Origin of the sequence: Pseudomonas sp. S09G 359, from assembly GCF_002843605.1 — a bacterium.
GTDB lineage: Bacteria > Pseudomonadota > Gammaproteobacteria > Pseudomonadales > Pseudomonadaceae > Aquipseudomonas.
The window spans coordinates 5,154,737-5,173,674 of record NZ_CP025263.1; the positions used below are offsets into that span (position 1 = coordinate 5,154,737).

Annotated in this window: 18 protein-coding genes; 2 read left to right on the top strand and 16 right to left on the bottom strand. The window is 60.7% G+C overall.

The window, feature by feature from the left end:
• Positions 1-27: 27 nt before the first annotated feature.
• Both CXQ82_RS23520 and CXQ82_RS23525 read right to left on the bottom strand, forming a co-directional pair.
• Positions 28-2,175: a 3-hydroxyacyl-CoA dehydrogenase NAD-binding domain-containing protein gene (locus CXQ82_RS23520; protein WP_101272524.1), complete on the bottom strand. Its 2,148-nt coding sequence runs from the start codon at positions 2,173-2,175 to the stop codon at positions 28-30.
• 16 nt (positions 2,176-2,191) lie between these two features.
• The gene (locus CXQ82_RS23525; protein ID WP_101272525.1) at positions 2,192-3,397 is read right to left on the bottom strand and encodes an acetyl-CoA C-acetyltransferase; all 1,206 of its coding nucleotides are present in this window, start codon (positions 3,395-3,397) and stop codon (positions 2,192-2,194) included.
• 649 nt (positions 3,398-4,046) lie between these two features.
• Here CXQ82_RS23525 and CXQ82_RS23530 point away from each other — a divergent pair.
• Positions 4,047-4,853, top strand: coding sequence for a cytochrome c (locus CXQ82_RS23530; RefSeq protein ID WP_101273858.1), 807 nt, complete (start codon positions 4,047-4,049; stop codon positions 4,851-4,853).
• A gap of 275 nt (positions 4,854-5,128) precedes the next feature.
• Here CXQ82_RS23530 and CXQ82_RS23535 read toward each other — a convergent pair whose 3' ends face one another.
• The 14 genes from CXQ82_RS23535 to CXQ82_RS23600 all read right to left on the bottom strand — a co-directional run bounded on the left by CXQ82_RS23535 (position 5,129) and on the right by CXQ82_RS23600 (position 16,705).
• Positions 5,129-5,932: a transglutaminase family protein gene (locus CXQ82_RS23535; protein ID WP_101272526.1), complete on the bottom strand. Its 804-nt coding sequence runs from the start codon at positions 5,930-5,932 to the stop codon at positions 5,129-5,131.
• Positions 5,929-6,879, bottom strand: coding sequence for an alpha-E domain-containing protein (locus tag CXQ82_RS23540; RefSeq protein ID WP_101272527.1), 951 nt, complete (start codon positions 6,877-6,879; stop codon positions 5,929-5,931). The genes CXQ82_RS23535 and CXQ82_RS23540 overlap by 4 nt, the downstream gene beginning before the upstream one ends.
• A 3-nt stretch (positions 6,880-6,882) precedes the next feature.
• The gene (locus tag CXQ82_RS23545) at positions 6,883-8,292 is read right to left on the bottom strand and encodes a circularly permuted type 2 ATP-grasp protein (protein ID WP_101272528.1); all 1,410 of its coding nucleotides are present in this window, start codon (positions 8,290-8,292) and stop codon (positions 6,883-6,885) included.
• Between the two features lie 411 nt (positions 8,293-8,703).
• On the bottom strand, positions 8,704-9,045 hold the full coding sequence (locus tag CXQ82_RS23550; RefSeq protein WP_015885395.1) for a ribonuclease E inhibitor RraB: 342 nt from the start codon (positions 9,043-9,045) through the stop codon (positions 8,704-8,706).
• A gap of 213 nt (positions 9,046-9,258) precedes the next feature.
• Positions 9,259-9,495: a hypothetical protein gene (locus CXQ82_RS23555; RefSeq protein WP_101272529.1), complete on the bottom strand. Its 237-nt coding sequence runs from the start codon at positions 9,493-9,495 to the stop codon at positions 9,259-9,261.
• Positions 9,496-9,598: 103 nt separating this feature from the next.
• Positions 9,599-10,204, bottom strand: coding sequence for an START domain-containing protein (locus CXQ82_RS23560; protein ID WP_101272530.1), 606 nt, complete (start codon positions 10,202-10,204; stop codon positions 9,599-9,601).
• A gap of 41 nt (positions 10,205-10,245) precedes the next feature.
• Complete coding sequence (locus tag CXQ82_RS23565; RefSeq protein ID WP_049711955.1) at positions 10,246-10,500, bottom strand: YkgJ family cysteine cluster protein; 255 nt, start codon at positions 10,498-10,500, stop codon at positions 10,246-10,248.
• Between the two features lie 162 nt (positions 10,501-10,662).
• Positions 10,663-11,142, bottom strand: coding sequence for a translation initiation factor 2 (locus CXQ82_RS23570; RefSeq protein ID WP_101272531.1), 480 nt, complete (start codon positions 11,140-11,142; stop codon positions 10,663-10,665).
• Positions 11,143-11,250: 108 nt separating this feature from the next.
• Positions 11,251-12,693 (bottom strand): PLP-dependent aminotransferase family protein, encoded by a 1,443-nt coding sequence (locus tag CXQ82_RS23575; protein ID WP_101272532.1) that lies wholly within the window; start codon positions 12,691-12,693, stop codon positions 11,251-11,253.
• Between the two features lie 272 nt (positions 12,694-12,965).
• Positions 12,966-13,772, bottom strand: coding sequence for an OmpA family protein (locus CXQ82_RS23580; RefSeq protein ID WP_101272533.1), 807 nt, complete (start codon positions 13,770-13,772; stop codon positions 12,966-12,968).
• Positions 13,769-14,131: a DUF4398 domain-containing protein gene (locus tag CXQ82_RS23585; protein ID WP_101272534.1), complete on the bottom strand. Its 363-nt coding sequence runs from the start codon at positions 14,129-14,131 to the stop codon at positions 13,769-13,771. The genes CXQ82_RS23580 and CXQ82_RS23585 overlap by 4 nt, the downstream gene beginning before the upstream one ends.
• A 9-nt stretch (positions 14,132-14,140) precedes the next feature.
• Positions 14,141-14,956 carry an ABC transporter substrate-binding protein gene (locus tag CXQ82_RS23590; protein WP_101272535.1) on the bottom strand — a complete coding sequence of 272 codons (816 nt, stop codon included), beginning with the start codon at positions 14,954-14,956 and terminating at the stop codon, positions 14,141-14,143.
• Between the two features lie 67 nt (positions 14,957-15,023).
• On the bottom strand, positions 15,024-15,953 hold the full coding sequence (locus tag CXQ82_RS23595) for an electron transfer flavoprotein subunit alpha/FixB family protein (protein WP_101272536.1): 930 nt from the start codon (positions 15,951-15,953) through the stop codon (positions 15,024-15,026).
• Between the two features lie 2 nt (positions 15,954-15,955).
• Positions 15,956-16,705, bottom strand: a complete 750-nt coding sequence (locus CXQ82_RS23600) for an electron transfer flavoprotein subunit beta/FixA family protein (protein WP_084378987.1) — start codon at positions 16,703-16,705, stop codon at positions 15,956-15,958.
• A 506-nt stretch (positions 16,706-17,211) separates the two neighbouring features.
• On the opposite strand from CXQ82_RS23600, the gene CXQ82_RS23605 reads away from it, so the two are divergent.
• Positions 17,212-18,876 (top strand): electron transfer flavoprotein-ubiquinone oxidoreductase, encoded by a 1,665-nt coding sequence (locus tag CXQ82_RS23605; RefSeq protein ID WP_010208416.1) that lies wholly within the window; start codon positions 17,212-17,214, stop codon positions 18,874-18,876.
• Positions 18,877-18,938 lie beyond the last annotated feature (62 nt).

Sequence of the window (18,938 nt, forward strand, 5' to 3'; positions counted from 1 at the left end):
AAGCCCCGGTTGCTTCCCACCTGCTGATCACCGAAAGGCTTCACCCTGTGCAGCTTTTTCCAGCAATAGTGCCGGCGGTGAGAAGCGTTCGCCGTATTGCTCGGCCAGATAACGCGCGCGGGCGACGAAGTCGTTGAGCCCGTACTGGTTGATAAACTGCAGGGCGCCGCCGCTCCAGGCGGCAAAACCAATGCCGAAGATCGACCCCACGTTGGCGTCGGCCGTGGACATCAACACGCCCTCCTCCACGCAGCGCACGGTTTCGATAGCCTGGATAAACAACAAACGGTCGCGCACATCCTGGGGCGAAATCTGTTTGCCTGGCTGTTCAAACCGGGTTTTCAACTCGGGCCACAGGTGCTTCTGCCCACCGGCCGGGTAGTCGTAGAAACCGCCTCCCGCCGCCTTGCCCGCGCGCTTGTATTCATTCACCAACAGCTCGATCACCTGTGTCGCCGGGTGAGTCGGCACAGCCTTACCTTCCGCCTGCAGATCCTTGGCGGTTTGTTGTCGGATATGGCTCATCAGGCTGAGGGACACTTCGTCCGACACCGCCAACGGCCCCACCGGCATGCCCGCCTTGCGCGCCTCGGTCTCGATCATCGGCGCAGCCACGCCTTCGCCGAGCATGGCGATGCCTTCGTTGGTGAAGGTGCCGAATACCCGCGAAGTGAAAAAGCCGCGGCTGTCGTTGACCACAATCGGGGTTTTCTTGATTTGCAGTACGAAATCGAAACCTCGGGCCAGGGTTTCGTCCGAGGTATGCGCGCCCTTGATGATTTCCACCAGGGGCATCTTGTCCACCGGGCTGAAGAAATGCAGGCCGATAAACTTGCCTGGGTCGGGTACGGCCGTGGCCAGGCCGCTGATGGGCAAGGTGGAGGTGTTGGAGGCGATCACCGCGTCGACGCCGACCACGCTGTGCGCGGCCGCCGACACCTTGGCCTTGAGTTCGCGGTCTTCGAACACGGCTTCGATGATCAGGTCACAGCCAGCCAATTCGGCATCGGCGGCCGTAGGACGAATACGCGCCAGGGTGCTTTCACGCTGCTCGGCGGTCAGTTGCCCACGACCGACCTTCTTGTCGAGCAACGCAGCCGAGTGCGCCTTGCCCTTGTCGGCGGCCGCCAGCGTGACGTCCTTGAGCACTACGTCGATGCCGGCGCAGGCGCTGACATAAGCAATACCCGCGCCCATCATCCCGGCGCCAAGCACACCGACCTTGCGCGTGACGTAAGGCGCAAAACCGTGTGGGCGTGAGCTGCCGGCGTTGATTTCATTGAGCTGGAACCAGAAGGTGCCGATCATGTTTTTCGCCACCTGCCCGGTGACCAGCTCGGTGAAGTAGCGGGTTTCGATCAGGTGCGCGGTATCAAAATCCACCTGGGCGCCTTCCACGGCGGCGCAGAGGATTTTCTCCGGCGCCGGGAAGCAGCCATGGGTTTTGCTGCGCAGGATCGAAGGCGCTATCGCCAGCATCTGCGCAACCTTGGGGTTCGACGGTGTGCCGCCGGGGATCTGGTACGCCTTGTTGTCCCATGGCTGCTTGGCCTGCGGGTTGGCGAGAACCCAGGCGCGGGCCTTGGCCAGCAGTTCAGTGCGGTCCGCCTCCAGTTCATTGATCAAGCCGGCTTGCAGCGCCTGTTGTGGGCGGACTTTTTTGCCTTCCAACAAGTACGGCAAGGCCTTTTCCAACCCGAGCATGCGCACCATGCGCACCACCCCGCCGCCGCCCGGCAGCAGGCCCAGCGTCACTTCCGGCAGGCCCAACTGCACCGATTTGTCGTCGAGCGCGACGCGGTAATGGCACGCCAGGCAAATCTCCCAGCCGCCGCCGAGGGCCGCGCCGTTGATTGCGGCGGCCACCGGTTTACCCAGGGTTTCCAGGCGGCGCAGTTGCGCTTTCAGCACGCACACGCTGGCGTAGAATTCCTTGGCGTGGGCCTTGTCGACCTTGATCAACTCATTGAGGTCGCCGCCGGCAAAAAATGTCTTCTTCGCCGAGGTGATAACCACCCCGGCTATGTCGTCCTTTTCCGCTTCAAGGCGTGCGACGGTGGCCGCCATCGCCTCGCGGTACACGCCGTTCATGGTGTTGGCGCTCTGGCCGGGCATATCCAGGGTCAGCACCACGATCTGGTCCTGGCCTTTTTCGTAACGAATGGCTTCGGTCATGACTGATTCCTTCGGCTCAGAGGCGTTCGATAATGGTGGCGATACCCATGCCACCGCCGACACACAGGGTGGCCAGGCCATAGCGCTGTTGGCGCGCCTCCAGCTCGTCGAGCAGGGTGCCGAGGATCGCGCAGCCGGTGGCGCCCAGTGGGTGGCCCATGGCGATGGAGCCGCCGTTGACGTTGACCCGCGCGGCGTCGATGCGCATGTCCTGGATGAACTTGAGCACCACCGAGGCGAAGGCTTCGTTGACCTCGAACAGGTCGATGTCTTCTACGCGCAACCCGGCCTTGGCCAGGGCTTTGCGCGTGGCCGGTGCCGGGCCGGTGAGCATGATGGTCGGGTCGGTGCTGGTGACCGCCGTGGCCACGATACGCGCTCGCGGCTGCAAGCCCAGTTCGCGGCCCTTGGCCTCGGAGCCGATCAACATCAGTGCTGCGCCGTCGACGATGCCGGAGCTGTTGCCGGGTGTGTGTACGTGGTTGATGCGCTCGACGTGGCTGTAGACCCGCAATGCCGTGGCATCGAAGCCCATCTGGCCCATCATCTCGAAGCTGGGCTTGAGTTTGCCGAGGCCTTCGAGGGTAGAGTCGCCACGGATAAATTCGTCATGGTCGAGCAGCACGATGCCGTTTTGGTCCTGCACCGCAATCAGCGACTTGTTGAAGGAACCGTCTGCACGGGCCCTGGCCGCTTTCTGCTGGGAGTGTAGGGCGAAGGTGTCGACATCTTCGCGGGTGAAGCCTTCAAGCGTGGCGATCAGGTCTGCGCCGATGCCCTGGGGGGTGAAGTGGCTGTGCATGTTGGTTTGCGGGTCGAGTACCCAGGCACCACCATCGCTGCCCATGGGCACGCGGGACATGGATTCGACCCCGCCCACTACCACCAGGTCTTCAAAGCCAGAGCGCACTTTCATCGCACCCAGGTTGACGGCCTCCAGGCCCGAGGCGCAGAAACGGTTGACCTGCACGCCGGCGACGCTGATGGCCCAGTCCGCCACCAACGCTGCTGTCTTGGCGATGTCGGCCCCTTGATCGCCCACCGGGGTGACGCAGCCGAGCACGATGTCATCCACCTGCTGGGTGTCGAGGTCGCTGCGTTGGGCCAGCGCGGTGAGCAGGCCGGCCACCAGGTTTACCGGCTTGACGCTGTGCAAGGCGCCGTCAGCCTTGCCTTTGCCCCGGGGCGTGCGTATCGCATCAAAGATCAAAGCTTGGGTCATGACATCCTCGAACTGCTGTGCAGGTGTGCCCCTACCTTAGGCCCGATTGACACGGTTTCAATGACCGATGCGCTCATTGCTTTTGACCACCACGCTCGGACGAACGGTAGGACGCAACGGTAATAGCTTGATTAATCGTTTTAGCTGTCTAGCCAAGGCATTGGCGCCAAGATGGCGATAGGCCTCATTACGTTTTTAGCGAAAAAGCTGATTAGCTGATATGAAATGGATCTAAGCCACGCAGAACGAGGGCTCTAAGGTTCACTCAGTAGGAGGTTGCTGCCGGGTTTTGCTGGAGCAACTGTAAGAAAAGCGACACGTCACATCGGCATAGTAGATTTTACCGGCACGCATTTGACGCTCAGGAATAACAACAAAAGGCAGTCAGCCATGTTCAAACATTCGAAAGTACGTCAGGCGGGACTTATTCTCTTCGCCACCACATTGATTCTGATCTTGCCCAACTTAACCAAGGTTATTGGGTGACCCCTCACACCCCACATTTCGTGCACACACAGCACCAGGACTGCAGCTTTTGGCAGCACCTGCCGGGACATTGCGCATAGCGGTCCTGTTGCAGGGGCTGTCTTTTTACGTGCGGATTTCCGCTATCGTGAACCCCCTCGCCATTTTGCATCGGGCCTCTGCCTTGAAATCGATCCTCGCCGTTCTCGCCCTGCTCATCAGCCTGCCGGCCACGGCGGCGCAACTGACCATTGAACTCGACCATACCCGCAAGACCTGGCAGACCGCCGAGCTGCTCCAGCACCCGGACGCGCAGACGGTGCAGATCGTCGATGACGTTTCCTACAAGCGCAACATGACCTATCGCGCAGTGCCGTTGGCGGTGCTGCTACCGGGCCTGCAGCCTGAGAGCCATCTGCAAGCCGTCGCCCTGGATGGCTTCGCCGCCGAACTCGCGGCCGCGCCCCTGCTGGAAACACGTGGCGCCCGTGCCTGGCTGGCGGTGGAAGACCCGGCCCACCCGTGGCCCGCGCTGGCAGACGGCAAACCCAGTGCCGGGCCGTTTTACCTGGTGTGGACCGACCCGCAAGCCGGGCATATCAGCCCGGAACAGTGGCCCTTCCAAGTCTCTGCGATCAAGCAGTTGAAGACCGTGGCCGAGCGCTTCCCGGCACTGTTGCCTGACTCGAAATTGGCGGCGAATAGCCCGGTCAACCAGGGTTTTGCGTTGTTCCAGAAAAACTGCCTGGCGTGCCACCGGCTCAACGGCGCCGGTGATGCGCAGGTGGGGCCTGACCTGAATATTCCCTACAACCCCACCGAGTATTTCGGCGGCGATTTCCTCAAGCGCTACATCCGTGACCCGCAAAGCTTGAGGCATTGGCCGCAGGCGAAGATGCCGGCGTTCGCGGCCAGCGTGCTACCGGACAAAGAGCTGGATTTATTGGTGGGGTATTTGAAGCATATGGCGGGGCGTAAACAACAGCCCTGAGGTTTGCGAAAAGTCCTGATGTGGGAGGGGCTTGCCACTTCCCACATTCGACCACCAAGCAGGCGCCTGAGCAGGCCTTTGTGGCGAGCGGGCTTGCCCGCGTGGGGCTGTGCAGCAGCCCCTCTAAAGGTAAATGCGCTGTGTCAGGACTCCTCAGGCGCAGGTCTTGGGGCCGCTTCGCGGCCCAACGCGGGCAAGCCCGCTCGCCACAGAAGATGTTCCGTTGTGCCTCTCTGTATCAGGTCAACACACCTCCCTGTGGCGAGCGCGTTGCGCTATTGTTGCTGCACGGAGATCACCGGCGTCGGCGCCACGAATACCTTGGCATGCATCTGCTCATGCCCGCCGCCACGGCGCATGCCGCGCACGGGGCAGGCGTCGAGGTAGTCCAGGCCCACGGCCAGTTTCAAATGCCGCTCCGGGCGGGCCAGTTGGTTGGTTACGTCAAAGCTGTACCAGGCGTCATCCAGCCAGGCTTCGGCCCAGGCATGGCTGGCCAGGTGCGTGCTGTCCTCGGTGTACAAATACCCCGACACATACCGCGCCGGAATCCCCAGGCTGCGCGCGCAGGCCAGAAACGCGTGGGTGTGGTCCTGGCACACGCCTGCCTGCCCGGCGAAGGCTGCAGCGGCGCAGGTGTCGACCTCGGTGGCGCCTGGCGTGTAGGCCATTGCCTGGTGGAGGGCGTGCATCAAGTCGATCAATGCGCTGCGATCACGCCGCTGGTGGCAGTGCTGCTGAGCAAAACCGCGCAACGCCTCGTCGGGTTCGGTCAGACGCGTGCACCGCAGGAACGGAAAGGCCGATTGGCTCTCATGCTCGGCCTCGCGTAATTCGTCGATGTCCACCTGGCCACGTGCGCCGATGATGATGGCGTCGTGGGGTTCGTCCAGGGTCAGCACATGCAGGATGTTACCGAACGGGTCGACCTGGGCGCGCACCGGGCGTGGCAGGTCCAGCTGCCAGCTGAGCACATGCTGGCGCTCGCTGTCGTGGGGCGTGAGGCGCAGGTATTGGATGCTGGCGCGCACCTGGTCCTCGTAGTGGTAGGTGGTTTCGTGGCTGATGGAGAGTCTCATGCGGCCTCCAGGTAGGAACTGTAGATGGCGTCGCCCAGTTGGCGCACCAGAGGGATAAAGTCGGTCAGCCAAGCGTGCAGGCCTTCCTCGAGGATTTCATCGATGGCGGTAAAGCGCAGGCGCGCGTCCATCTCGGCGGCCAGGCGCTGCGCCGGACGACCATTGAGGCCAGGCAGGCTGGCGAGGATCTGGTCGATCTCTTCACTGCACGCGCGCAGCGAGCGCGGTACGTCGGCGCGCAACAGCAACAGCTCTGCGACTTGGCGGGCACCAGGCGCGTCGCGGTAAATCTCGGTATAGGCCTCAAACGACGACAATGCGCGCAGCAAGGCACTCCATTGATAGTAGGCGTGGGCGGTGCCATCGGTGACAGCGCTGGCTTGGTCGCCGGCCATTTCATAGCGCGCATCCAGCAGGCGCAGGGTGTTGTCGGCGCGTTCGATAAAGGTGCCCAGGCGAATAAACCGGAACGCGTCGTTACGCATGATGGTGCCGTAGGTGGCCCCCCGGAACAGGTGGGAACGCTCCTTGACCCATTCACAGAACCGGCTCATGCCGTAGCGGCTCAAGCCCTGTTGGGCGATATCGCGGATATCCAGCCAGGTGGCGTTGATGTTTTCCCACATGTCTGCGGTAATTCGCCCACGCACGGCATGGGCACTGGCCCGCGCAGCACCGAGGCAACTGTAGATGCTCGCCGGGTTGGCCGCGTCCAGCGCGAAGAAGTGCAGCAGGCGTTCGGCGTGCAGTTCACCGTGGCGCTCGAGATAGTCCTCCAGAGTGCCGGTGATCAACAGCGGCATGGCCAATTCATGTAGGCCGTCACCGCGCCCATCCTGGGGCATCAGCGACAGCGAATAACTGACATCGAGCATGCGTGCGAGGTTTTCCGCACGCTCCAGGTAGCGCGACATCCAGTACAGATCCGAGGCAGTTCTACTCAACATATTTCAATCCTCGACCACCCAGGTGTCTTTGGTGCCACCGCCCTGGGACGAGTTGACCACCAGCGAACCCTCCCGCAACGCCACGCGGGTCAAGCCGCCGGGCACCACGCGGGTTTCCTTGCCCGATAACACGAACGGGCGCAGGTCGATATGCCGGGGCGCGATGCCGTTTTCGACAAAGGTGGGGCAGGTGGATAAACACAGCGTCGGTTGTGCGATATAGGCGTGGGGCTTGGCTTTGATGCGGGCGCGGAAGGCTTCGATTTCCGCTGCCGTGGAGGCCGGCCCAACAAGCATGCCGTAGCCGCCGGAGCCTTGGGTTTCCTTGACCACCAGCTCTGGCAAGTTGGCCAGCACGTGGGACAGTTCCTCAGGCTTACGGCATTGAAAGGTAGGAACGTTCTGCAGGATCGGCTCTTCGTCCAGGTAAAAACGGATCATCTCGGTGACGAAGGGGTACACCGACTTGTCATCCGCCACCCCGGTGCCGATGGCATTCGCCAGTACCACATTGCCCGAGCGATAAGCCGCCAGCAGGCCGGGCACGCCGAGCATGGAGTCCGGGTTGAACGCCAGCGGGTCGAGGAACGCATCGTCGAGGCGACGGTAGATCACATCCACGGCCTTGGGGCCGTCGGTGGTGCGCATGAACACGCGGTCATCACGCACAAACAGGTCGGCGCCCTCTACCAGTTCCACGCCCATTTCCCGGGCTAAAAAGGCATGTTCAAAAAACGCGCTGTTGAAACGCCCCGGGGTCAGCACCACCACGCTGGGGTTATCCAGGGGGCTGGAGCTTTTCAGGGTGTCGAGCAACAGGTTGGGGTAATGGTCGATGGGAGCAATGCGCTGGGCGGCGAACAGTTCGGGGAACAGGCGCATCATCATTTTGCGGTCTTCGAGCATGTAGCTGACACCGCTCGGGGTACGCAGGTTGTCTTCCAGCACGTAGTAACTGCCGTCGCCATCGCGTACGAGGTCGACCCCGGAGATGTGGGAATACAGATCGCGGTGCAGGTTGAGCCCCTGCATTGCCAACTGGTACTGCTCGTTGGCCAGTACCTGTTCGGCAGGGATAATCCCGGCCTTGATGATGCGCTGGTCGCGGTAAAGGTCGGCCAGAAACATGTTCAGGGCCTTGACCCGCTGGATACAGCCGCGCTCGACCATACGCCATTCGCTGGCGGGGATGCTGCGCGGGATGGTGTCAAAGGGAATCAGGCGCTCGGTGCCCTGCTCGTCGCCGTACAAGGTGAAGGTGATACCCGCGCGGTGAAACAGCAAATCGGCTTCGCGCCGGCGCTGGGCCAGCAGTTCAGCCGGGGTTTCAGCCAACCAGCGGGCGAATTCGCGGTAATGGGGGCGAACCTGCCCTGCCCCGTCGTACATTTCGTCGTAATAAGTGCGGATCATGCCGAACTCCTTGTCACCCGGACGCAAGAACTATCGCAAGGCCCGTGCCAGCGGCATAAACACTTAAGAATCAGTGAGTTGAATTACCACCAGGTTCTGGCCGCACCGTCCTGGTGCGCAGAATGCCCGGTGCCTCCCCGCGCGCTTCATCGCAATGCGGGCTTTGGCTATCAACAGCATAGTCAGAGTTGATTTCACTGCCCGGCCACACCTGCGGATAATTGCCATCATCTGCTGAACAGTCTTCAGCGCACCGCTCTTCCCTTTAGGCCACCCTGCTTTGGGTGGCTTTTTTTTGGTGCTGAAAAAGTGATGACAAGTTCCGAGTAGTTTTCACACAGCACAAACAAAATCGGCCGACCCAAAGGTCAGCCGATACGCTGCGGTTTTCATGCGAATCAATAGCGTAATTTACATGGGTAACCCACGCACCTCCTGCTTGACGCCCCATCCTTCGATGATGCCGCCCAGAGGCTCGACCACCGCCTCAAAGTCCTGCTCGAAGTCTCCTATGCCGTCGTAGGTTGCGAACATGATCTTGCTCAGTTCCAGGTACCAGGCGCCATCGTCGCGCGCGCTGACCTGGGCATTCAGGGATTCCCCACGAAACTCACCCGCAGCCCTGCGCGCCCGTTCCTCATCCGGGAATATGGCGTAGAACTCGATGGGGTGGAAACGCGAGAAGTCGAAGCCGCCTTCTTTCATGCGGCGCAGAACGTTGGTGCTGATGTCTTCTTGATAGGCTGTGCTCATGAAAAGTGCTCCTCGAATTGATGGATAGACTTTCCGTGCTTCCCGAAGCCCGCGCCCTACTGGCGCGGGAGCTACGGCACATACAACACCGCTGGAAAACAAGCATGTAGCTGACAAGACCAGACCTTAGCGATTCATTCGCTGATCTCATTTGCAGAGTAGCGCGAAGCTATCACCTCCACCAGAGGTGTGTGATGGGCATACAGGGATTGTTCAGGCGGCAGGCGAGATGTCGAGGATCTGGATACTGTTCTGGTCTTTGAGGATCTTGACCGTAGGCTCGGGTTTGCGCCCTTCCAGGTCATTGAGGTCCAGCTCTGCAGCCACCGGCACCAGCTTGTTGCGGATCATGTGCGCCGCATCTTCGAGGCTGGGCTTTTGCTCGCAGGTGAACTGCTCCACGGTCTGCACGCCGTGATCATCAACGAAGGTAATTTGCCACGTTTGCATCGGTGCCTCCTCGATAAAGCCCGCGTGTGGGCTCACAACTATCTGGACCTTGAGGGTTAACCAAACGTTCCACTCAAGGCCGGAGGCACCGGATCAGCTGCACTTACTTTTCAGCGTGTTCCTTGAGGGCTTTCAAGGTGTTGAACGGCGCATCCACCACGAACTTGTTGGCCAGCCACGAAGGCACGCTACCGCCTGGCTCGGTGTGCACCTGGTAGGTGACTTCGGTCTGGTTGTCGCCTTTGGGCACCAGTTTCCAGAACCCGTCGACTTTGGCGACGCGCACGTAGCCTTTTTCTTCAGGCTTGTAGGTCGGAACACCTTCCAGCTTGCGGGTCAGGGTGCCGTCGGCCGCCTTGCTGGTGGTGATATGCAGGTAGGAATCACGATCCGTCACCGGGAACGGGGCCTTGAATTGGGTGTAGGTCCAACTCTCGTCACCTTTCTTGTCCACCAGTTTCTGCGATTTGCACTCATGGATCCAGGAACAGGCACCGGCCACGTCTTCCTGCAGAGCGACGATCTTGGCGACGGGCGCCTTGATAACTGTTACACCGCGATACGCCTTGTACTTGGAGCCGGCGATTTCGCTTAGGGACACTTTGATACCGTCTTCATCCTTGGCGACTTGCCAATCTTCAGCCTGGGCAGTGGCGGCAAACAACACTGTAAAACCGCACAACACAGCCATTCGTTTCAGCGAACCCATTGTTGTATTCCTTATTGTTGAAGTTCAGATAGTAAAGCCCATCAAGCCGCCGTCATCTGCTCCCACCAGCCGATCAACCGGATCGCATCGGCCTGGTCGGTACCACAGACTTCGATATCCGCCTTGAACTCACTGCACACCGCCGGGCGTTCCGGCTGCCCGAACAGCTGGCATAGCTGTTCGACCGACAGGTGCAGGCAGCGTTCGCCCGCCGGTTTGCCCTGTGGCATTCCCGGTAATGGCGAACTGATGGAGGGGGCGATGCAGCAAGCGCCACAGCCTTCACGGCAATTCATGACCAGCAGGTCCTCGACGACTCAATGTGGATGGCCGGGCTAGAGTACGCCCTTAAACAGCCGTTTTAAAATGGTCTAACAGGGGTTTTTCGCACAAAACAAATGTGACTGACCAGTCTGCGACAGATGGTCGAGGGGCGACGTCACGTCTGTGGGAAAAGTTTACTGCTTGAACTCGAATTCCAACGCGGCGCCTTCCACTTCACGGCGCTCTTCGTTGCGCAGTTGCAGCTTCATCTCATTGCTGAGCAGGCGGCCGTTGATCTGGAACGCGCTGTTGTCGGTGGGCTTCTCGCCAAACATCGGTGGCAGCAGCGGCACACTTTTGGGCTTGGGCACGGTGCCCAGGGGTTGCAGGTGCCGGACCATGTCCGAAGGCAGGGACAGATCCAACTGTGCCGGTGGCAATTGGGTTTGCGCCACTTCACGGGATGATTTGGACGCTGCGCGTTTTTTAACCGTGGCGGCTTTTTTCTTCGCCACCGCCGCTTTTTGGGCGGCAGCCGGTTTTTTCGCGGGAGTCTTCTGCTGGGTGCTGGCAGCGGGCTTGCTGTCAGTCACGGGGGCTGCCGCCAGCACCGTGCCAACGTTACACAGGCTTAACAGGCCAATCACCAAAGCAGCACGAACAATCGAGGTCATATCGCCAACAGCATTAACGGCAGAGGGCCATATGCTCGCTTGTTGTGCGCGGCATGACAAGCGCGGTGATTAGCCAGCTATCGGAGCTGTCCCCATTGTGTGCCTCATCTACAGCAGGCCGGCCGCAGTTTCCTGGCATAACTGGCTGGCCAGCATGCCCAACGTCATCAGCGCCCGCTCCGCCTCGCGGTTCCACGGCGTGCCGCAGTTGAGGCGGATACAGTGGTTGAACTGCTCGGTATTGCTGAAGATCAGCCCCGGCGCAATGCTGATGCCCTGTTGCAGTGCACGCACGTGCAGTTCCTGGGTATTGACCCGCCCAGGCAAACTGACCCACAGGATAAAACCGCCGGTCGGACGGGTCATCTGGGTGCCTTCCGGGAAGTACTGCTGCACCGCCAGCTGGAACGCGCTCAGGTTCTTGCGGTATTCCTGGCGGATGTAGCGCAAGTGCCGGTCGTAGCCGCCGTTCTCCAGGTAGGCGGCGACGCCCATCTGGGTGACGCTGCACGCCGAATGCGTGCTGAACATCTGCAGGCGCTGGATTTCCTGCTGGTACTTGCCGGCGATCATCCAACCGATGCGCACGCCTGGGGACAGCGTTTTCGAAAAGCTTGAGCAATAGATGACCCGGTCAAGGCGGTCGTAGGCTTTCAGGGCCTTGGTGCGGCCCACTTCGAACATCAGCTCGCCGTAGATATCGTCCTCGACGATCTGGATATCGAAATCCGAGGCCAGGCGCAGCAACTGTTTCTGCCGCTCTTCGGGCATGGTGCCGCCCAAGGGATTGCTCAGGCGGGTAGTCAGCACCAAGGCCTTGATCGACCATTGGTTGGCCGCCAGCTGCAGGGCTTCCAGGCTCATGCCGGTGGCGGGGTCGCTGGGAATCTCGATAACCTTCAGGCCCAGCAGATCGGCCAGCTGCAGCAAGCCATAATAGGTCGGTGATTCAGCGGCAATCAGGTCACCAGGGCGTGTCAGCACCCGCAGCGACATCTGCAACGCATCCACGCAACCGTGGGTAATCACCACTTCGGAAGGGTCCACCACCACGCCGGCATCACGCATGCGAATCGCCACCTGGCGGCGCAGTGGTTCGAAACCGGGGCTGAACATGTAGCTGAAGGCGCGCGGGCTCTGGAAGCGCGTGACCTTGGCCAGTTGCTGGTGCAGTGCGCGCACCGGCAAGTAGTCGACGCTCGGCACGGCGGCGCCCAACGGGAATACGCCTTCACGGCGCGACTCGCCCAATACCTGTTGAATAATGCTGCTGCGGGTAACCAACCCCGGGCGCTCGACCCGGGCGATGTCCGGCGTCGGCGCGGTCAGCGCCGGTGTCTGGTGCACGTAATAGCCGGACTGCGGCCGCGCCCGGATCAGCCCCTGGTCTTCCAGGTTGGCGTAGGCCTGCAACACCGTGGCATGGCTGACGTTGAGCTGGGAACTCATCTTGCGCACCGAAGGCACGCGCTCACCCGGTTGATAGACACCGCGCCGGATATCCTCAGCCAGTTGCTGGGCGATACGTTGGTAAAGCAACAGATTGGTCATGACGCAGCACTCGATTTCACGGGTATTTTATTTTTGTGTGAAACATACCAGCACAGTTTAGAAGTGTACGGGGACAGTTACCACAATAGTCGAGCGCTGGCGGGAGTGACAGTAAAAACTGTAGGGGTGGCTGACTGAATTTTCAGATAGACACAGAAACAAATGTGGGAGGGGCCTGCCCCCGATGAGGGAGTTTCAGTCACCAAAGAGGTTGACTGACCGCCGCCATCGGGGGCAAGCCCCCTCCCACATTTCTGATCTACACCAGGCTGTTAGCGAGCGGCGCCTAACTGGCCTTTTTCGTCGGAGAACACGATCTCCACGCGACGATTCTGCGCCCTGCCCCGCTCGGAGGCATTCGCTTCCACCGGGTACTGGTCGCCATAACCTTCGACCTGGATGCGTTTTTCGTCGATGCCCAGGTCCACCAGCACATCAGCCACTGCTTGCGCACGGTCGCGGGACAGCTTGAGGTTTTCCTGCTCACCGCCCGTGTTGTCGGCGTAACCCTCGATGCGCACCACGCGCTTGGGGTTCAGTTGCAGGAACTGCACGATTTTCAGCACGATGCGGTTGGCCGAGTTTTTCAGTTCGGCGTCACCGGTGTCGAACAGCACATCGCCCAGGGTCATCACCAGGCCGCGATCAGTCTGGGTAGTGGCCAGGCTGGCGATCTGTTCCTCAAGCCATTTGCCCTGTTGCTGCACGCTGATCAGCTTGTTTTCACGCAGGGCCAGTTGCAGGCGCTGACGTTCCAGTTCGAGCTTGGCGCCGCGCTCTTCGTTGAGCGCCTGTTCGGTGTGTTCGCGGGCAATCGCACTGTAGCGCTGGCTCAGGTAGGCGTAATGCACCACGTCCGCACCGCTGCCCCAATAGCTGGACAAGCGATCGGCACGCGCCAGGGATTCACCGGCGCGAATCACGTCCTTGGGCGCGATGCGCAACACATTGGCGTCTTCCTTGACCTTCTGGAAGTCGCTGCCGGCCTGCTGCAAGGCCTGCTCGCCACTCGGGTGGCTGGCGCAACCGCCGAGTACCGCAGCCCCCAGCAGCACAACACAACGCAAACGCCGGCTCATTGGGCTTCCCCCAACTGCAATTGCTTGCGCAGGCGCGTGATGCGGGTGTTGAGCACGTTGAGTTGCTCCTGGCTCTTGCGGGTCAGCACGCGAGCTTCGGCCAAGCGTGCATCCAGCTCGGCCTGTTCGGCCTGCATGCGCGCGTCTTTGTAGGATTGGTCGGCCATGTCGGCCTTGGCCTGGGCGAATTTATCTTCGGCCAGCTTCAATTCGGGTGATTCGTCGGCACTGGCACCCACGGCATTGGCTTGTTCCAAGGCTTGCTGGGTGAGGCGTATTTGTTCATTCGGCGCAGGATCGGCTGCACATCCCGCCAGAGCGACAACGGCGAGGGCCGCGAAAAGAGGTCGAAGAGTCACTGAAAATCCCTACTTTGTTGGGGTGCCGACGGGTTGTTGCAATTGCGCTTTCCAACGCTCGAGGTTGCGCTGCAGCGCGGCTTCCGTCACACCGGACGCGGGCAATTCTGTCATCTTTTTGGCGAGCTGTCCGCGCAACCACGGATCATTGCAGGCCGAGTTGTGGGAAATCGCCAGGTACAGACCGGGCTGGTCGATGGGAATATCACGGGCGACCAGGTCGTTACTCATGCCCAATGTCTGCGCCATGGCCATGCCGGAATAACGCCCGGCCAACACGTAATCGACTTCCCCGAGCAGCAGCTTCTGGAACGCGGGAGTCAGGCTGGGCAGACGTTGCAGGCTGAGTTGCTGGCCGGCGAAGGTCTCGAATTCGCGGCTCAAGCGTGCGCGCTCCGACACGGCGCCCTTGTGCCCATGCAGGTCGGCCGCAATGGTGTAGGCCAAGGCCGAATCCTTGCGTGTCCACACCAGGTAGTCGGTTTGCACCAACGCCGGGTGGATGTAGTCGAGGCTGTCCAGTTCGCCCAGGTTCAGCGGCGCATCGGCGAGGATGTCCATGCGCCCGCTGCGCACTTCATCCAAAGCCAGGGAGCGCTTGCCGCCATAGAGCAGGTCGACTTTGAGGCCCAACTCCTTGGCCACTTGCTGCAACACATCGGCGGTGGCGCCGATCAGGTGCGTGGGGTCCTGAGGGTCACGCCAGAGCAAGGGCGGCGCGTCCGGGCTGCCGGTGATCACCAGGCGGTCACACTTGCCGGCGGCCAGCGTCAGGCCCGGCAGTAGCGTAAGACCGAGCAATACGGTCCAGTGGCGCAATTGCATGGCGATGCCTCCAAAAATAAAAAAGCCCGGTCACAAGACCGGGCTCTTTATAAGTGAAGCGACTGGATTAGACCAGCTTCTCCAACTCAGGTACGGCTTCGAACAAGTCCGCAACCAGGCCGTAATCAGCCACCTGGAAGATCGGTGCTTCTTCGTCCTTGTTGATCGCGACGATCACTTTGGAGTCTTTCATACCGGCCAAGTGCTGGATCGCGCCGGAGATACCGACCGCGATGTACAGCTGTGGCGCAACGATTTTGCCGGTCTGGCCGACCTGCATGTCGTTGGGTACGAAACCTGCGTCGACGGCCGCGCGGGAAGCGCCGACCGCAGCGCCGAGCTTGTCAGCCAGGGCGTACAGGTGTTTGAAGTTGTCACCGTTCTGCATGCCACGGCCGCCGGAAACGACGATCTTGGCAGCGGTCAGCTCAGGGCGGTCCGACTTGGCCAGCTCTTCGCCAACAAAGCTGGAAGTGCCAGCGTCGTGGGCAGCAGCGACGGCTTCAACGGCAGCCGAACCACCTTCAGCAGCAACCGGGTCGAAACCGGTGGCACGCACGGTGATCACTTTGATCGCGGCGGTCGATTGCACGGTGGCAATGGCGTTACCGGCGTAGATCGGGCGCTTGAAGGTGTCGGCGCTTTCTACCGAAACGATCTCGGAGATCTGGTCAACGTCCAACTGCGCGGCAACGCGTGGCAGGATGTTTTTGCCGTTGGAAGTGGCGGCAGCCAGGATGTGGCTGTAGCCGGCGCCCAGCTCTGCGACCAGAGGAGCAACGTTTTCCGGCAACTGGTGAGCGTACGCGGCGTTGTCGGCCAGCAGCACTTTGCTCACGCCAGCGATTTTCGCAGCGGCTTCAGCCACGGCGCCAGCGCCTTGACCGGCTACCAGCACGTGAATGTCGCCACCGATTTTCGCGGCAGCAGCCACGGTGTTCAGGGTGGCCGGGGCCAGCGCCTTGTTGTCGTGTTCGGCGATTACGAGGATAGCCATGATCAGATCACCTTCGCTTCGTTTTTCAGTTTCTCGACCAGTTCAGCCACCGACTTGACCTTGATGCCCGCGCTGCGTGCAGCCGGCGCTTCGACTTTGACGGTCTTGTTGGTGGAGGCGGTGGAAACGCCCAAAGCGTCCGGAGTCAGCACTTCGAGAGGCTTCTTCTTGGCTTTCATGATGTTTGGCAGGGACGCGTAGCGCGGCTCGTTCAAACGCAGGTCGGTGGTGACGATGGCCGGCAGTTTCAGGGAAACCGTCTGTGCGCCGCCGTCGATTTCGCGGGTGACGGCAACGCTGTCGCCGCTCACTTCGACTTTCGAGGCGAAGGTGCCCTGGCCGTAACCGGTCAGCGCAGCCAGCATCTGGCCAGTCTGGTTGTTGTCGCTGTCGATGGCTTGTTTGCCGAGGATCACCAGCTGAGGCTGTTCCTTGTCGACAACGGCCTTGAGCAACTTGGCCACGGCCAGGGAGGTCAGCTCTTCAGCGGACTCAACCAGCACGGCGCGGTCGGCGCCCAGCGCCAGGGCGGTACGCAGCTGCTCTTGAGCAGTGGTAGGGCCGATGGAAACCACGACGATTTCAGTCGCCACGCCTTTTTCTTTCAGGCGTACGGCTTCTTCCACGGCGATTTCACAGAATGGGTTCATCGACATCTTGACGTTAGCAAGGTCGACGCCGGAATTGTCCGCCTTGACGCGAACTTTCACGTTGTAATCGACAACGCGTTTGACAGCTACAAGAACCTTCATGGATTCCTCGTTACTCTCCGGTGAAAAGAAAGTCGCCTAGGCGAACCTGGCGGTTGATGCTCATCGGCACACAAGGGCACCTCCAAAAACCTCGGCGAGTGACCCTGCTCACGGGAAATGATGACCGTTCGTCAGTGGTGACTGAGAGGTCATTCTTTATCGCGGCGTGTAAACTGCGCGCCAGTGTTTTGGCCCGCGTCATCCGTCTTGCTTTTGGACGTGCTCTTGAAACCTGCTGTCTGCCTACGGTAAGCGCAAAACCGACCGTATATTGACCGGAACGCCTATTCTGGTCAATACGGCAAAATGGTCAGTCATAAGCCGCGTTGCTTTGATTTACCTAGCCTGCGGGCAATTCAAACAAACGTTTGTATTGGACGCTGACAGTGGTCTATATATAATGCGCCACCTAGAGAGAAAGGTGGGTCTTGCCGTTGCCGCAAGACGACACCGAACCTCCACCCATTAGAAAAAAAGCCTGTTGAGCCTTGAGTAGGAGATAGCCTGTGGAACGCGAATACATGGAATTCGACGTGGTCATCGTCGGCGCTGGCCCGGCGGGCCTGTCCGCCGCCTGCCGACTGAAGCAGAAGGCCGCCGAAGCCGGTAAAGAAATCAGCGTCTGCGTGGTCGAGAAAGGCTCCGAAGTCGGCGCCCACATCCTCTCCGGTGCGGTGTTTGAACCACGCGCCCTGAACGAACTGTTTCCGGACTGGAAAGAACTCGGCGCCCCGCTCAACACCCCGGTGGTGCGCGATGACATCTATGTACTGCGCAGCCCCGAAGCCTCCACCAAGGTTCCTGACTTCTTTGTGCCCAAGACCATGCACAACGAAGGCAACTACATCATCTCCCTGGGCAACCTGTGCCGCTGGCTGGCCCAGCAGGCCGAGAACCTCGGCGTGGAAGTCTACCCAGGCTTTGCCGCGCAGGAAGCGCTGTTCGATGAAAACGGCGTGGTACGCGGGATCATCACCGGCGACCTCGGCGTCGACCGCGAAGGCAACCCGAAAGAAGGCGTGTACACCCCAGGCATGGAGCTGCGTGGCAAATACACGCTGTTCGCCGAAGGCTGCCGTGGGCATATCGGCAAGCAACTGATCCAGCGCTTCAACCTGGACAGCGACGCCGACGCCCAGCACTACGGCATCGGCTTGAAAGAAATCTGGGAAATCGACCCGGCCAAGCACCAGCCAGGCCTGGTGGTGCACACCGCCGGTTGGCCGCTGGACATCATGAGCGCCGAGAACACCGGCGGCTCGTTCCTTTATCACCTGGAAAACAACCAGGTGGTCGTGGGCCTGATCGTGGACCTGTCCTACAGCAACACCTTCCTGTCGCCGTTCGATGAATTCCAGCGCCTCAAGCACCACCCGGTGCTGGCCCAATACCTGGAAGGCGGCAAGCGCATCAGCTACGGCGCCCGCGCCATCTGCAAAGGCGGCCTGAACTCGCTGCCGAAGATGGTCTTCAAGGGCGGCGCGCTGATCGGTTGCGACCTCGGCACCCTGAACTTCGCCAAGATCAAAGGCAGCCACACCGCGATGAAGTCCGGCATGCTCGCCGCCGACGCGGTGGCTGATCGCCTGTTCGCCGAATCCGAAGGCGGTGATGAACTGACCGCCTACGTCGACAGCTTCAAATCCAGCTGGCTCTACGAAGAACTGTTCGCCAGCCGCAACTTCGGCCCGGCGATGCACAAGTTCGGCCCGATCATCGGCGCCGGCTTCAACTGGTTCGACCAGAACATCCTCGGCGGCAAAATGCCGTTCACCCTGCACGACACCAAGCCGGACTACGCCTGCCTCAAGCTGGCCAAAGACAGCAAGAAAATCGACTATCCAAAGCCCGACGGCAAGCTGAGCTTCGACAAGCTGAGCTCGGTGTTCATCTCCGGTACCAACCACGAAGAAGAGCAGCCGTGCCACTTGAAGTTGAAAGACCCAAGCATCCCGATCGGCACCAACCTGCCGCTCTACGATGAACCGGCGCAACGCTACTGCCCGGCCGGCGTGTATGAGGTGATCACCAAGGAAGACGGCGAGAAGCGCTTCCAGATCAACGCCCAGAACTGCGTGCACTGCAAGACCTGTGACATCAAGGACCCTTCGCAGAACATCACGTGGGTCACGCCGGAAGGCGCGGGCGGGCCGACTTACCCGAATATGTAAATTAACTCGGTCAAATGTGGGAGGGGCGGTGCGACGATTCGACTTGCCCCCGATGGCAGTGT

What these genes read in the sequence shown, in the direction of transcription:
- CXQ82_RS23520 (WP_101272524.1), bottom strand. Translation starts at nt 2,175, where the DNA reads ATGACCGAAGCCATTCGTTACGAAAAAGGCCAGGACCAGATCGTGGTG.
- CXQ82_RS23525 (WP_101272525.1), bottom strand. Translation starts at nt 3,397, where the DNA reads ATGACCCAAGCTTTGATCTTTGATGCGATACGCACGCCCCGGGGCAAA.
- CXQ82_RS23535 (WP_101272526.1), bottom strand. Translation starts at nt 5,932, where the DNA reads ATGAGACTCTCCATCAGCCACGAAACCACCTACCACTACGAGGACCAG.
- CXQ82_RS23540 (WP_101272527.1), bottom strand. Translation starts at nt 6,879, where the DNA reads ATGTTGAGTAGAACTGCCTCGGATCTGTACTGGATGTCGCGCTACCTG.
- CXQ82_RS23545 (WP_101272528.1), bottom strand. Translation starts at nt 8,292, where the DNA reads ATGATCCGCACTTATTACGACGAAATGTACGACGGGGCAGGGCAGGTT.
- CXQ82_RS23550 (WP_015885395.1), bottom strand. Translation starts at nt 9,045, where the DNA reads ATGAGCACAGCCTATCAAGAAGACATCAGCACCAACGTTCTGCGCCGC.
- CXQ82_RS23555 (WP_101272529.1), bottom strand. Translation starts at nt 9,495, where the DNA reads ATGCAAACGTGGCAAATTACCTTCGTTGATGATCACGGCGTGCAGACC.
- CXQ82_RS23560 (WP_101272530.1), bottom strand. Translation starts at nt 10,204, where the DNA reads ATGGGTTCGCTGAAACGAATGGCTGTGTTGTGCGGTTTTACAGTGTTG.
- CXQ82_RS23565 (WP_049711955.1), bottom strand. Translation starts at nt 10,500, where the DNA reads ATGAATTGCCGTGAAGGCTGTGGCGCTTGCTGCATCGCCCCCTCCATC.
- CXQ82_RS23570 (WP_101272531.1), bottom strand. Translation starts at nt 11,142, where the DNA reads ATGACCTCGATTGTTCGTGCTGCTTTGGTGATTGGCCTGTTAAGCCTG.
- CXQ82_RS23575 (WP_101272532.1), bottom strand. Translation starts at nt 12,693, where the DNA reads ATGACCAATCTGTTGCTTTACCAACGTATCGCCCAGCAACTGGCTGAG.
- CXQ82_RS23580 (WP_101272533.1), bottom strand. Translation starts at nt 13,772, where the DNA reads ATGAGCCGGCGTTTGCGTTGTGTTGTGCTGCTGGGGGCTGCGGTACTC.
- CXQ82_RS23590 (WP_101272535.1), bottom strand. Translation starts at nt 14,956, where the DNA reads ATGCAATTGCGCCACTGGACCGTATTGCTCGGTCTTACGCTACTGCCG.
- CXQ82_RS23595 (WP_101272536.1), bottom strand. Translation starts at nt 15,953, where the DNA reads ATGGCTATCCTCGTAATCGCCGAACACGACAACAAGGCGCTGGCCCCG.
- CXQ82_RS23600 (WP_084378987.1), bottom strand. Translation starts at nt 16,705, where the DNA reads ATGAAGGTTCTTGTAGCTGTCAAACGCGTTGTCGATTACAACGTGAAA.